Consider the following 14,619-nt stretch of genomic DNA (forward strand, 5'->3'; position numbering starts at 1 on the left):
GGCACAGCACAAACCGCTGGTCGAGCTTGTCGAGACCTGGTGAGGTCTCGACAAGCTCGACCAGCGGGTGAGCTCGACCAGCGGACGGTGAGCCCGACCAGCGGGATGCCGCTACCTCAGCGCCACGGCACCAGGTAGGACACCGTCGCCATGTCGGCGTCGCTGGTCATCTCGTCGAGCCGGACGTTGCTCTGGCCCGTGACCACCACGCGGCTCCCCGAGCCCGGTCCCGTCGTGACGGCCACGCCGTTGGCGACGTCGCCGGACCCGCCGGCGTCGTACAGCGCCGACCAGACCTGCTCGCCCGTGGCGACGGCGTAGGCGACGGTCGCGAAGTCCTCCTCGGTCTCCGCCTCCTTGCTCTGCCCCGTCACGACCACGTGGTCACCGCTGGGGGAGAACGCCGCGGTGTACGCGACGTCGAGCCCGTGCCCCGAGCCGTCGTAGCGCGCCGACCACTGCTTCTCGCCGGTCGCGACGTCGTAGACGGCCGTCAGGTAGTCGCTGCCGGTGCCCTCGCCCCACGAGTTGCCCGTGACGACGACGGACTCGCCGTCCGGGCTGACCACGACCGCGCGGGGCACGTCCGTGTCGCCGGTACCGCCGTCGAGCCGCTCGGTCCACAGCGCCTCGCCGGTCTCCAGCGAGTAGCCGATGGTGACCCAGTCGGTGGCGTTCTGGGCGCTGTTGTTGTCGCCCGTCACCACGACGGTGCCGTCTGGGGTGATCGCCACGGCGCCGCCCGAGCCGCCCTTGTCGTCCGGGCCGTCGTACGTGGCGTCCCAGAGCTGCTCGCCGGTCGTGGCGTCGAACGCCACGGTGCCCCAGTCGACGAGGCTCTTGCCCTCGCCGCGGCTCTGCCCGGTGACGACGACGGCCGAACCGTCCGGCGACGCGGCGATCGCCCGCGCGGCGTCCGTCCCGGAGACCGGGCCGTCGTACAGGGTGCGCCACAGCTCCTCGCCCGTGGCGGCGTCGTACGCGATCGTGCCGTAGTCGGCGCTGCCCTCGCCGTCCAGGAGCGACATGCCCGTGACGTAGACGGCGGAGCCGTCGGGGCTCACGGCCAGGGCCTCGCCGTAGTCGGACAGGCCGGCGGCGTCGTACACCGAGACCCACAGGCGCTCGCCGGTGGCGGCGTCGTAGGCGATGGTGACGTAGTCGGACTCGTTGCCGTAGCCGCCGCCCGCGGCCAGCACGAACAGCGTGCTGCCGTCCGGGCTGAGGCCGAACCCGGCCTGGTCACCGCCCACGCCGGTGGGCCCGCCGTACACGTCCGACCACAGGCGCCGGCCCGTGGCGGCGTCGTAGGCGGCGGTCACGGGGGAGTTCTGGAACCCGCCCCAGCTCGCGGGGGAGGTCTGACCCGCGGTGTAGACGACCTTGCCGTCGGGCGAGACGAGCGTCTCGTTGCCGTTGTCGTCGTTGGCGCCCAGGCCGTTCTCGCCGCCGTTGTAGCGGGCGGTCCAGGCCTCGGCGCCCATGCGCAGCACGATGGGCGAGCGGACGCTGTGCCCGCCCCGGCCGTCGGACCAGGTCAGGTGCCCGGCGAGCCGGACGTTCAGCGCGGCCTCGCCCCGCGTGAACGTGACGGTGAACTTCGCCGACTTCCCGGGCGACAGCGTGAGCTTGCGCGGGCTGACCCGCACGCCGAGCCCGTCCAGGCCCGACACGTCGGCCGTGTACGTGGCCCGCTTCTTGCCCACGTTGGTCACCGTGCGGGTGACGCTCTGGCCGTCGGCGGCCCGTCCGATCGCGATGGACGGGGTGTTCAGGTCGGACGGCGCCAGGCTGTGGCCGTCCTTCTCCAGGGCGTCGCAGGTGTCCTGCTGCACGCCGTCCGTGGCGCCGCACAGGAAGGCGAACCAGTCCTCCACGTTGCTGTCGTAGACGAGGCCGGGGTCGGTGGAGTCGTCCGCGGCCACGTGCCCGCCGCCCTGCTGGAACAGGGTGGCCGGGGCCTCGGGGTCGGCGTCGAGCACGTCCGAGCCCGTGGTCATGAGGGCCGACTTGACCGCCATCGGCGACCACCGCGGGTTCTTCTCGACGAGTGCCGCCGCCAGGCCCGCCACGTACGGCGCGGACATGCTGGTGCCGCTCATCAGGTTGAAGTCCAGGCCCTGCTGACCCGGGGGCGCCACGGCGGCGAGGATGTCCTGGCCGGGTGCGGTGACGTCGGGCTTGAGGATGTCGCCGTTGCCCGCGAGCGACGGGCCCCGCGAGGAGAACGCCGCCGTGTACGGGGCGGGCGTCGAGGTGTCGACCGAGGCCGCCGCGATGGTGGCCGTGGCGCCCGAGGTCCGCGAGTACGCGATCAGCGCGTCACGGTCCGTCGCGGCCACGTGCACCGAGGGGACGGCCTGGACGTCGGTGTTGAGCGTGTCGCCCTCGACCGTGTTCACCAGCACCATGCCGACGCCACCGGCCTCGGCGACCGCCGCGCCCTTGTTCACGCGGGCGTTCTCGCCGCGGTCGCAGAGCACGATCTTGCCGGCCACCTTCGCCGGGTCGAGCGCGGGCTTGCCGTTGTTGTCCGCCGTCGTGAAGCACATGCCGGCGTTCGTGACCGTGGCCCCGGCCGCGACGACGTCGCGCCCGTAGACGAACGACGCCGGGCCCACGACCTTCGAGGCGAGCGACGTGCCGGAGACCTTGGTGCCGTCGCCGAGCGTCGCCGTGGACCGCGCCGAGGTGGAGTGCGTGGCCGCGGCCACCGTGGTGATCCAGGGGCTGGGATGCGCCACCGTGCCCGACGCCGGGCCGCTGTTGCCCGCCGACGCCGACACGAACACGCCCGCCTGCGCCGCCGCGAGGAACGCGAGCTCCGTCGGGTCCAGGAAGTCGGTCAGGGTGCCCGAGACCGAGAAGTTGATGACGTCCACGCCGTCCGCGACCGCCTGGTCCACGGCCGCGACGATGTCGGAGGGGTATCCGCTCGCCGTCGAACCGTCTTCCGCGGACCACAGCGCCTTGTAGGCGGCGATCCGGGCGCGCGGCGCGATGCCGCTCACCGACGAGCTGAACTTGTTCAGCGGCCCCGTGACGGCGACGTCCTTGTTGCCGCCCGCGGTCGACGCCGTGTGGGTGCCGTGCCCGTTGTAGTCACGCGCCGACTGGAACTCCCACGGCATCTCCTCGGCGATGCCGGCGTCGCCGCCCCACCCGTCGTTGAAGTGCGCGGCGGAGACCAGCTTGTTGTTGCACTCGTCGTCCCACGAGTCGTCGCCGACCGTCGACGCGTCGTCGCAGTCGCCGCCCCAGCCGCGCAGGCGCTGGTAGGCGGGGCGGCCGCGCTTGTCGCGGTCGGAGAAGCTGGCGCTGTCCGGCCAGATGCCCGAGTCGATGACGCCGATCACGACGTCCTCGCCCGTGGCGGCGTGCTTGGTCAGGCCCGCCGGGCTCTTGAGCTGCGCCCGCGCCCCCGCCTCGTCGGCGGCGGCCTTCGGCTCGCCCCAGACGGTAATGCCCTCCTCGCCGTCGCCTTCCTTGCCCTCGGCGGACGCCGGGCTCTTCTCGTCGGCGGTGGCCTCGGCCGTGTCCGCCGTCGTCGTGTGCACCAGGACGTCCTCGGTGACCGCCACGACACCCGGATCGGTACGCAGCTCGGCCGCCTGGGCCGCCGTCAGCGACGTCGCGAACCCGTCGAACGAGTACACGTACTGGTAGATCGGGTCCTTCGCGCCGACGCTCGACAGGGCGGCGCGGTGCCGGCCCCGCAGGTGCTTCGCGTACTCGACCACCTCGGGCGCCGTCGGGTCCACCTTGGCGCCGTCCTCCGGCTTGGTGGCGGCCAGGCCGGCCACCCCACCCGTGTAGGTCGCGACCGGCTCCAGCGCCATCTGCACGATGTAGTTCTTCTTCGCCGTGGCCCCGGGCTGAGCCCCGGCCGCGGAAGTCGTCGTCGTCACCGTCGCCGTGAGCGCGAGCGCGAGCGTCACCGCAGCCGCACGGCGCACATGCCCGCGAGACAGCCGGCGTTCGTCGGACCGTCGGTCCATGTGCCCTCCTCTGGATCAGCCACGGTGCGTCCGCGGCTGATCAGTGAACCTAAACGCGTCGATTGCCAGAAACATCAGTGCCATACACTGACTTTTGCCTCACGACGGGCATCCCGGCCCCCGGGTACCACACGGAGGGAGCGGCCGTTGAGCCTCGACCAGACCGCTTCCGCGCCGGCCCGGCCCCGAGTTTCACCCGTCCTGGTGGGCCGCACCGCCGAGCTCGAGGCCCTGGTCCGCACCGTCCTCAAGACCCCCTCGCTGGTCGTCATCGACGGCGAGGCCGGCGTCGGCAAGAGCCGGCTGGTCCGGGAGCTCGCCGCCGACCCGGCGCTCGCGGGCACACCCGTGCTGATCGGCCACTGCGAGCACCTCCAGGAGCCGCTGCCGCTCGCGCCCGTGCTCGACGTCCTCTCCCACCACGCCGACCTGGTCCCGCCCGGCGACTACAACCCGATCGTCGGCGCGCTCGCCCCGCTGGTCCCGGAGCTCGGCGACCGGCTCCCGCCGCCGCCCCCGGAGCTGGCCGACCAGGGCGCCGCCCGGCACCGCGTGTTCCGCGCGGCGACCGAGCTGCTCGACCGGATGGGCCCCGCCGTCCTGGTCCTGGAGGACGTGCACTGGGCCGAGAGCAGCACCTTCGACTTCCTCACCTTCCTCGCCGCGCACCAGCCGCCGGGCCTGTGCATCGTGCTGACCCTGCGCAGCGGCGGCGCGCCGCTCCCGGTCCGCGAGTCGTTCGCCCGGGCGGCGTCCGGACCGCCGCTCGCGCTCAGCCTGCGCCCGCTCGACCCGGCCGGCGTCGGCGAGCTGGCCGGACGCATCCTCGGGACGCCGGTCTCCGCCGCGTTCGCCGCCTCGCTCCACGAGCGCACCGGCGGCATCCCGTTCGTGGCCGAGGAGGTGCTCGGCACCCTCCACGAGACCCCGCTGCCCGACGACGGCGCCCACCACGACGACGTGCTCACCGACCTGGCCGTCCCGACGGCGCTGCGCGACGTCGTGCTCGGGCGGCTGGACGGCGTCGCCGAGGGCACCCGCGAGGTGCTGGGCGTCGCCTCCGTGCTGGACCACCCCGTCGACGTCGACCTGATCGCCGAGGTCACCGGCCTGCCGCCCGCCGACGTCGTCGCCGCCCTGGTCGACGCGATCACCGCAGGCCTGCTGCACGAGCAGGACGGGCAGGTGCGGTTCCGGCACGTCCTGGCCGAGCAGATCGTCTACGACGCGCTGCCCACGCCGACCCGCCGGCTGCTGCACCGCACCGTCGCCCGCGCCATCGAGGAGCGGGAGGGGCCACGCCCCGTGGCGCGCCTGGCGCACCACTACCAGCGCGCGGGCGACGTGACCCGGTTCGTCGGGTACGCCGAGGACGCCGCCGACCTCGCCGTCACGCACGGCGACGACGCGCACGCCGCCCGGCTCCTGGTGCAGGCCATGGCCACCGACCTGCCCACCGAGCAGCGCCTGCGGCTCGCGGTCAAGCTGGGCCGGGCCGCCGTCGACGGCCTGGCTCACATCGAGGCCGTGCCCTTGCTCCAACAGCTCCTCGCGACCGAGGCGCTGCCCGGCGACGTGCGCGGCGAGCTCCGCTTCGCGCTGGGCCGGCTCATCCGGCAGCAGGGCCTGGCCGACGCCGGCTACCGCGAGATCGAGCAGGCCCTGCCCGACCTCGCCGAGAACCCCGCCCTGCTCGCGCGTGCGCTGGCGATCCTCGCCGCGCCGGAGACCGTGGCCGACCGCCCCATGGCCGTGCACGCCGCCCGCGGCGAGCAGGCGCGCGACGCCGCCCGGCGCAGCGGCGCCACCGACGTCGGCCTCGCGGTGCGCATCGCCGACGCCAGCCTCCTGATCGAGCAGGGCTCGCCCGACGGCTGGGCCCTCGTGGAGCGGCTGCTCGCCGACGACGCCCTGTCCGCGTACCCCCGCGAGCACGCCCGCGCCTGCGTGAACTGGGCCCAGGCGGCGCTGCACGTCGGGCACGTGCGGCGTGCCGAGCGGCTGCTGGCCGAGGGCCGCCGCGTCGTGGCCGCCGCCGAGTACCTCCGGGTCACCGACGTGATCGAGCTGGTCGCGGCCGCCGTCGACTGCTCCGCCGGACGGTGGTCCGACCTGGCCGGACGGGCCCACGAGCTCGTCGTCCGCCGCCCCGGCTACGACGCCGCCTCCCTGGACGACCACCTGCTGCACGGCATCATGCTCGCGGCCTCGGGCGGCACCCAGGAGGCGGTCGCGCACTTCACGGCGCTCGTCGAGGACGCCGCCCGCGTCGGCGCGGTCTGGCCGCTGCTCGCCGGCCGCAGCGCGCTGGCCCGCCTGCTGCTGACGCTTGACGACGTCGAGGGCAGCGCACGCCAGGCCGACCTCGCCGTCGCGGCCGCGCGCCAGAAGGGCAACTGGGTGTGGGCGGCCGAGCCGATGCTCTGCCTGGTCGACGCCCTCGTCGCCCAGGGCCGGACGGCGGAGGCCCGGGCGCACGTCGAGGAGCTGGCCGCGGGGCTCGGCGTCGTCGACGCGCCCCTGGCGCACGCCGCGCTGCTCTCGTGCCGCGCGGTCGTGGCGCACGCCGACGGCGACGGGGTGGCCGCCGTCGGCCTGCTCCGGGAGGCGCGCGCCGTCGTCGCCGACGCCGGGCTGCGCCACGAGGAGTCGCGCGTCGTCGAGCGGCTGGGCGGGTGGTTGGCCGAGGACGGCGATGCAGAGGGCGCGACACTCCTGGTCGAGGCGCTGCGCGGCTACGGCGGGCGGGCCGCGACCAACGACGTCGCCCGCGTCACCCGCACCCTGCGCCGGCATGGTCTGCCCGTCCCGTACCCGTGGCGCGGCGGACGTCGCTCCAACGGGCTGGGCCTGTCCGGCCGCGAGCGTGAGGTCGCGCTGCTGGCCGCCCAGGGCCGGACCAACCGGCAGATCGCCGCCGACCTGTTCCTCTCGCCCCGCACCGTCGAGAGCCACGTCCGCAATGCGCTGCGCAAGCTCGGCTGCAGCTCCCGCGCCGACCTGGCCGTCCACCTGCTCGCCGACGCAGGCGAGGACCGCGCGGCCGCAGCGGGCTGAGCGCGGGCACCCGCCGACTATCTCGCTGAGTCGGCGACGTCCGAACGGTGAGTCAGGCGGTGGGTGGATCCGTCTGGCCGGCCTTGACCCGCCGCGAGGCCGCGCGCGCAGACAATGCACCTGCTGCCAGAACGCGCCGTGTCCTGGCAGCAACTGCATGGTTCGTCTCGGGCGCACCGGGCTGAGGCGGAGCCGCCGTGCTTCCGCCCGCCGACCCATGCAGTTTCTGCCAGGACGGGCCCCGCTCTGGCAGCAGATGCATGGTCCGCGCGGCAGTCTCTGCCGCGGCCGGGTGGGCCGGGCCGGGTTGACGTCGAACCGACCGCGGACGGGCCGACGCCCGGCCCTGCGCGCAGACCATGCACCTGCTGCCAGAACGAGCCTTGTCCTGGCAGCAAGTGCATGGTCCGTCTCGCGCACACCCGGCTGAGTCGAAGCGCGCCTCGGGGCCCCGGGGCCGTGCAGTTGCTGCCAGGGCGCCGCTGGTCGAGCTTGTCGAGACCTGCACCGGGTCTCGACAAGCTCGACCAGCGGGATAGGGGGTCCTGTTCTGGCAGCAAGTGCATGGACCGCGCGGCTGGCTCCGCTTCGGCCGGCTCGGCTGTGGCCGGTTCCGCCGGAGGCCGGTTCTGCCGCTGTGGTTCAGATCACGCGGCGCACCCCTTTTGCCGTAAGTCTACAGTCGTAGACTTACAGATGTGGGAGGGCGACGACATCGGCACCACGTCGAGGAGCCCGCCCGATCGGAGGAGAACGATGGATCTGAACCTGAGCGGCAAGCGGGCGCTGGTCACGGGGTCGAGCGCCGGGCTCGGCGAGGCGACCGCCCGGTTCCTGGCCGCCGAGGGCGCCGCCGTGGTGATCCACGGCCGCGACCGGGGCCGCGTCGAGTCCGTCGTGGAGGCGGTCCGCGCGGCGGGCGGCGACGCGACGGCGGTGCTCGGCGACCTGTCCACGGACGAGGGAGCTGCGGAGGTCGCCCGCGCGGCGACGGCCGACGGCCCGGTCGACGTACTGGTCAACAACGCCGGCTTCTACCGGCACCTGTCCTGGACGGACGCGTCGCCCCAGGAGTGGGCGGACACGTACAACGTGAACGTCGTCTCCGGCGTGCGGATGATCCAGCGCCTGGTCCCGGCGATGCGCGAGCGTGGCTGGGGCCGCGTCATCACGATCGGCGGCGGCCTCGCGCTGCAGCCGATGAGCACGCACCCGCAGTACAACGCGACCCTCGCGGCGCGGCACAACCTGGCCGTCTCGCTCGCGCGTGACCTGGCCGGCAGCGGCGTCACGTCGAACGTCGTGTCCCCGGGCGCGATCCTCGTCGACGCTACGCAGGAGCTCGTGACCGGCATCGGGCCGGCGCGCGGGTGGGGGAGCACCTGGGAGGAGATCCTCCCGAACGCCGTCGAGGCGCTCATCCCCAACGACCGCGGGCGCTTCGGCAAGCCCGACGAGATCGCGGCGGCCGTCGCCTACCTGTGCAGCGACCTCGCGGAGTACGTCAGCGGGGCCACGATCCGCGTGGACGGCGGCCTCATCAAGGGCGCCTTCTGACGCCGGCCCAGGAGTGACACCCGCCCTCCGCTGGTCGAGCTTGTCGAGACCTCACCAGGGTCTCGACAAGCTCGACCCGCGGAGGGCTCGCCCCTCACGAACCGCCGGCAGGCCCGTCATCGACCAGCGCGGCGAGTGTCGGCCGCAGCAGCGCGGCCAGGCGCTCCTCGCTCACGTCTCGCAACCCCTCTGTCCCGAGCACGGTGCGCATCAGCCAGGTGCCCGCGAGCATCGCCAGCACGAGCTCCGCACGGGCGTCGGGGTCCGGGCCCCGGAGCTGGTCCGTCAGTCGCGCGCCGACGTGCTGCTCGATCCCGCGCCGCACGATCGGCCCCGCGACCGGGTCGGACGCCGAGCGCAGCATGAGCAGGAACGGATCCAGCACCTCGGACCCCGCGGCGGTCCGCGCCGCCAGGCGGGACGCGATGGACCCCGCGAGGTCGGCCTCGTCCTGCCCGACGACGGTCGGCGGCGCGAAGGAGCGCTCGACCGCGGCCTCGAACAGGCCCTCCTTGGAGCCGAAGTACCGGTTGATCATCATCGCCGTCACGCCCGCGCGCTCCGCGATCTGGCGCACGCCCGCCGTCGCGTAGCCGTGCGCGGTGAACTCGGCGACCGCGGCGACGAGCACGTCCTCCCGCGTCTGCTCCGCGTTCCGGCGTCGGCCGGGCGTCTCGGTTCCTGTCACGCGGCCAGCCTACGTGCGGCGGCTCAGCGGTCGGCCTACGGGCGGCCCCGCTGCGGGCCTGCCGCCCGCCCACGCGCGGCTCAGCGGCCTGATCGTCAAACCGGTTGACCGGATCGTCAAACCGGTTTTACGTTGACGGCCCCGACCACGGAGGAGTGAGCGATGGACAGGCCGACGATCGACGACGTGGCCCGCGCCGCGGGTGTCACCAAGGCGACCGTGTCCCACGCCTACAGCGGCAAGCGGCCGATCTCCGCGACCACGAAGGCCCGGGTGTTCGCCGCCGCGCAGCGGCTGGACTGGGTCCCCAGCTCACGGGCCCGCGCGCTGGCCGCGCGGCGTACCGACGCGGTGGGGGTCGTGCTCTCGCGCGACCCTTCGATCCTGGCGTCCGACGCCTTCTTCCCCGCGTTCATCTCCGGCGTGGAGGCCGTGCTCGCGGAGCACGAGATCGCCCTGGTGCTGCAGGTCGCGAGCACCCGCACCGCGGAGGAACGCGCCTACCGGGCGATGGCGAGCGGACGGGCGGACGGCGTCATCGTCCTGGACCTGCACCGCGCCGACTGGCGGGTCGCGTACCTCCAGCAGATCCGGCTGCCCGCCGTCCTGCTCGGGGCGTACGACGCCGAGAGCCCCTTCTCCACCGTCCGCACGGATGACGCCGCACCGGTCCGCGACCTGGTCGCCCACCTGCGCGGGCTCGGCCACACCCGGATCGCCCACGTGTCGGGCCCGCTCGACTACGTGCACTCGCACGCCCGCGCGGGGGCGTACGTCCGCAGCGTCGGCGGCAAGGAGCTGCTGCGCGAGGGCGACTTCACCGCCGGGAGCGGCCGGGCGCTGACCGCCGAGCTGCTCGACCTGCCCGACCGGCCGACGGCGATCCTCTACGCCAACGACACCATGGCCATCGCCGGCTACTCCTACGCGCGGAGCCGGGGGCTGCTGGTCCCCGACGACCTCGCCGTCGCCGGCTTCGACGACGACCACCTCTCGGCTCACCTGAGCCCCGCCCTGACCAGTGTCTCGACCGACCCGTTCCGGAGAGGCCGGGTGGCGGCCGAGCGGCTGCTGGCCGACCTCGCGGGCGAGCCGCCCGAGTCCGTCACGGTCGACTGCAACGAGCTTCGCCTGCGCGCCAGCACCGACGGCCCCGCACCCGAGGCACCCCACACCGAACTCGAGGAGGAGTTCTCATGAAGCACCCCCGTCTGGCCGGAACGGCCGCCCTGCTCACCGCGGTGGCCCTGACCGCCGCCTGCTCGTCCGGCGGTGGAGGGGACGCCGGTGGCGAGAGCCCCTCCGGCACCGGCCCCATCACCGTCTGGCTGTCGAACAACGAGCAGGAGGTCGGCTGGGGGCAGGACGTCGTCGACGCCTGGAACGCCGAGCATCCCGACGAGGAGGTCACCGCCCAGGAGATCCCGGCCGGCTCGTCGTCCGAGGAGGCGATCACCGCCGCGATCACCGCGGGCACCGCCCCCTGCCTGGTCTACAACATCTCCAGCGCCGCCGTACCCGGCTGGGTGCGCCAGGGCGGCCTCGTGAACCTGTCCCAGTTCGAGGACGGCACGAGCTATGTCGAGGACCGCGTCGGAGAGGGCGCACAGACCTACCTGACCGACGACGGCTACTACCAGCTCCCCTGGAAGTCGAACCCCGTCATGGTCATGTACAACAAGGCGGTCTTCGAGGAGGCCGGCATCGACCCCGAGAACCCTGACATGGCCACCTACGACGACTTCCTCGCGGGCAGCCGCAAGATCGTGGAGTCGGGCGCCGCGGACAGCGCCATCTGGCCGTCGCCGACCAACGAGTTCTTCCAGCCGTGGTTCGACTTCTACCCGCTGTACCTGGCCGAGTCGGGCGGCACGTCCCTGGTCGAGGACCAGGCCGCGACGTTCGACGACGAGAACGGCAAGGCCGTCGCCGACTTCTGGGCGTCGATCTACTCCGAGGGCCTCGCGCCGCAGGAGGCGTCGACCGACGACGCCATGTCGGCCGGCACCACCGCCATGCAGCTCGCGGGCCCGTGGGCCATCGCGTCGTACGCGGAGAGCGTCGACGTCGGCTTCATGCCGGTGCCGACGTCGTCCGGCGAGGCGGAGCCCGTGACGTTCGCCGACTCGAAGAACGTCTCGATGTTCACCTCGTGCGAGAACCAGGCCACGGCCTGGGAGTTCCTCAAGTTCTCGACCAGCGAGGAGAGCGACGGCCAGCTCCTGGAGGCCACCGGCCAGATGCCGCTGCGCACCGACCTGGCCACGACCTACGCCGACTACTTCGAGGCCAACCCCGCCTACGAGGTGTTCGCCGCCCAGGCCGAGCGCACGGGCGACGTGCCGAGCATCCCGAACTCGGTCGAGGTGTGGCAGGCCTTCCGCGACGACTACTCGTCGGCCGTGATCTTCGGCAGCAGCACCGTCGAGGAGTTCCTGAGCGGCGCCGCGGAGACCATCAACGGGCTCGTCCAGGGCTGATCGTGGTGAGCACGGCAACACGTGAGCCGCGCACCACCGAGGTGCGCACCACGCGGAGCAGATGGTGGGGGCGGCAGCCGGTCGGCTCGCTGTTCGCGCTGCCCTACCTCGTCTTCGTCCTCGCGATCTTCGCCTACCCGCTCGGGTTCGCCGTCTGGATCGCGTTCCACGACTACTTCTTCACCGCGCCCGGTGTCGACGTGCCCAAGCCGTTCGTGGGTCTCGACAACTTCGCCGCCGTGCTCACCGACCCGCAGGTCCTGGAGGCCTTCCGGAACATCGGGGTCTTCCTGGTCATCAACGTGCCGCTCACCGTGGTGCTCTCGATGGTGCTGGCCACGGCCCTGAACGCCGGCATCAGGTGGGCGGCGGCGTACCGCATCGCCTTCTACGTGCCCTACCTGACGGCGAGCGTGTCGCTGGTCGGGGTGTGGCTGCTGCTGTTCTCGTCGGGCGGGCTGGTCAACTCGGTCCTGGGGCCGCTGGCCCCGGACCCGTCGTGGCTGGTCAACTCGTCGCTGGCGATGCCGACGATCGCGCTCTACGTCACCTGGAAGCAGCTCGGCTTCTACATCCTGCTGTACCTGGCGGCGCTGCAGAGCGTGCCGCGCGAGCTGCACGAGTCCGCGGCGACCGACGGCGCGAACGCCTGGCAGCGGTTCCGCAACGTGACCGTGCCCGGCGTCCGCGCCACCACGGTGCTCGTGCTCGTGCTCGCGATCATCACCGGGGCCAACCTGTTCACCGAGCCCTACCTGCTGACCAACGGCGGCGGGCCCGACGGCGCGTCCGTGACCCCGGTCCTGCTGATCTACCAGCGCGGCATCCAGCAGCAGAACCCGGACACCGCGGCGGCGATCGGCATGCTGCTGGTCATCGTCGTCGGCGTCCTCTCGCTCGCCGCCAACCGCATCAACCGGGAGCGCTGACATGCGACGACAACGCGGGACCTGGGTGCGCTACCTCCTGCTCACCCTCGCGGCGGCCGTGTTCGCCTTCCCCTTCTACTTCATGGTGGTCGGGGCGTTCCAGGAGAGCCCCACCAACACCCCCGACCACCTCCTGCCGACGTCCGGCTGGACGCTCGACAACTTCGCGGCGATCGACTCGCGCATCGACCTGCTGGGCTCGCTCGGCAACTCGCTGATCTTCACCGCGGGCGTGCTGCTCGGCACGGTGACGTTCGGCCTGCTGGCCGGCTACGCGATGGCCCGGCTGGACTTCCGCGGCCGGGGCGCCACCTGGGTGCTCATGCTGCTGGTCCAGATGGTGCCGTTCCAGCTCCTGATGATCCCGCTGTACGTGCAGATCACCCGGGGTTTCGGCCTCGGCGACACGTACCTCGGGATGATCCTGCCGTTCGCGATCAACACCACCGCCGTCTTCATCTTCACGCAGTTCTTCCGGGCGCTGCCGCAGGAGATGTTCGAGGCGGCGCGGATCGACGGCGCGAGCGAGCTGCGCATCCTGACCTCGATCGCCGTGCCGCTGGTCAAGCCGGCCCTGACGACGGTCGTGCTGGTCACGTTCATCGGACCGTGGAACGAGTTCCTCTGGCCGTTCCTCATCACCAAGGACGCCACGCTGCAGCCGCTCGCGGTCTCCCTGGCGAACTACATCTCCAACGTGGCCCAGTCCACCGCCAACCCGAACGGCGCGATCCTCGCGGGCGCCACCACGCTCGCGTTCCCCGTCGTCATCCTCTTCTGCCTGTTCCAGCGGTACTTCACCGCATCCAACATCGGCTCCGCCGTGAAGGGCTGACCCACACATGGACGTCACCAGCATGTTCACCCACGCAACGTTCCCGCTCGGGCCGTTCGTCCCTTACGAGAACAACCCGATCCTGCGCCCCCGCGGGGGGAGCTGGGAGTCGGCCAACCTCTACAACCCGGCCGCCCTGGTGGTCGACGACGAGGTGGTGCTCCTGTACCGGGCCCACGCCGAGGACATCGTGTCCCACATCGGGCTGGCCCGGAGCAGCGACGGCTTCCACTTCGAGCGCGAGGACGAGCCCATCCTGTCGCCGTCCGAGGACTACGAGCGGTACGGGTGCGAGGACCCCCGCATCGCGTACATCGACGGCACGTTCTACCTGACCTACACCGGCTGGGACCGGCACAGCGCCCAGCTCTGCCTCGCCACCTCGACCGACCTGCACGACTGGACCAAGCACGGCCCCATGTTCGAGTCGTTCGACACCTTCGCAACCGTCGACCCGCGTGGCTTCAACTGGTCCAAGGCCGGCGTCATCGTCCCGGTGCGGATGCAGGGCAAGTGGTGGATGTACTTCGGCGAGGGCGCCATCTACTGGGCCACCAGCGACGACCTGATCCACTGGACGCCCGGCACCCCGGACACCGAGCCCATGTACTCGCCGACGCCGGGTTCGTTCGACGCCGACCTCGTCGAGATCGGCACGTCACCCGTGCTGACCGAGAACGGGCTGCTCGTCATGCTCACCAACGGCGCCACGCGCACCATCAACCCCGACGGCAGCGTCGACGTCGACTACCGGTGCGGACAGATCGCGATCGACCCCGACAACCCGACGCGGGTGCTGGCCCGCCTGCAGGAGCCGTGGCTGCGGCCGCAGACGTTCGAGGACCGCAACGGGCTCGTCTCGAACGTGACGTTCGTCGAGGGCCTGGTGCACTTCCAGGACAAGTGGCTCGCGTACTACGGCCAGTCCGACACCACGCTGGCCGTGGCGGTGGCCGACCCGAAGCAGCCCTGGGGCGCGACGCTCGGGTCCTGAGCTCCGCCGTCATACACGTGACCATGCGGCTGCTGCCAGGACGAGGCCCGTCCTGGCAGCAGCCGCATGGTCACCTGGTGC

General features: G+C 72.7%; 9 protein-coding genes. 7 read left to right on the forward strand and 2 right to left on the reverse strand.

All coding sequences use genetic code 11. The features are described from left to right. Nucleotides 1-116: 116 nt before the first annotated feature. A complete protein-coding gene (locus tag FHX71_RS03230) occupies nt 117-3,998 on the reverse strand; it encodes a S8 family serine peptidase (protein WP_182614394.1) in 3,882 nt (1,293 codons plus the stop codon). A 147-nt stretch (nt 3,999-4,145) separates the two neighbouring features. Between FHX71_RS03230 and FHX71_RS03235 the strand changes: the two genes are divergently transcribed. Next, nucleotides 4,146-7,055 carry a helix-turn-helix transcriptional regulator gene (locus FHX71_RS03235; RefSeq protein WP_182614395.1) on the forward strand — a complete coding sequence of 970 codons (2,910 nt, stop codon included), beginning with the start codon at nt 4,146-4,148 and terminating at the stop codon, nt 7,053-7,055. A 756-nt stretch (nt 7,056-7,811) separates the two neighbouring features. Then, entirely contained in the window at nt 7,812-8,612 is an 801-nt protein-coding gene (locus FHX71_RS03240; RefSeq protein WP_182614396.1) for an SDR family NAD(P)-dependent oxidoreductase, read from the forward strand. A gap of 94 nt (nt 8,613-8,706) precedes the next feature. Here the strand turns inward: FHX71_RS03240 and FHX71_RS28990 are convergent, their stop codons facing one another. Beyond that, on the reverse strand, nt 8,707-9,300 hold the full coding sequence (locus FHX71_RS28990) for a TetR/AcrR family transcriptional regulator (RefSeq protein WP_182614397.1): 594 nt from the start codon (nt 9,298-9,300) through the stop codon (nt 8,707-8,709). A 162-nt stretch (nt 9,301-9,462) separates the two neighbouring features. Here FHX71_RS28990 and FHX71_RS03250 point away from each other — a divergent pair, with 162 nt between their 5' ends. Genes FHX71_RS03250 through FHX71_RS03270 form a run of 5 tightly spaced genes read left to right on the forward strand, consistent with a single transcriptional unit; the run spans nt 9,463 to nt 14,538 of the window. After that, a complete protein-coding gene (locus FHX71_RS03250; RefSeq protein WP_182614398.1) occupies nt 9,463-10,500 on the forward strand; it encodes a LacI family DNA-binding transcriptional regulator in 1,038 nt (345 codons plus the stop codon). Further along, nucleotides 10,497-11,780, forward strand: a complete 1,284-nt coding sequence (locus FHX71_RS03255) for an extracellular solute-binding protein (protein WP_182614399.1) — start codon at nt 10,497-10,499, stop codon at nt 11,778-11,780. Before FHX71_RS03250 ends, FHX71_RS03255 begins: the two co-directional genes overlap by 4 nt. Before the next feature lie 5 nt (nt 11,781-11,785). After that, nucleotides 11,786-12,709, forward strand: coding sequence for a carbohydrate ABC transporter permease (locus FHX71_RS03260; protein WP_376770118.1), 924 nt, complete (start codon nt 11,786-11,788; stop codon nt 12,707-12,709). Nucleotide 12,710: 1 nt separating this feature from the next. Further along, the gene (locus tag FHX71_RS03265) at nt 12,711-13,544 is read left to right on the forward strand and encodes a carbohydrate ABC transporter permease (protein ID WP_182614400.1); all 834 of its coding nucleotides are present in this window, start codon (nt 12,711-12,713) and stop codon (nt 13,542-13,544) included. A gap of 22 nt (nt 13,545-13,566) precedes the next feature. Beyond that, nucleotides 13,567-14,538 (forward strand): glycoside hydrolase family 130 protein, encoded by a 972-nt coding sequence (locus FHX71_RS03270; protein ID WP_182614401.1) that lies wholly within the window; start codon nt 13,567-13,569, stop codon nt 14,536-14,538. Nucleotides 14,539-14,619: the final 81 nt, after the last annotated feature.

The organism is Promicromonospora sukumoe, from assembly GCF_014137995.1.
GTDB classification, from domain to species: Bacteria; Actinomycetota; Actinomycetes; order Actinomycetales; family Cellulomonadaceae; genus Promicromonospora; species Promicromonospora sukumoe.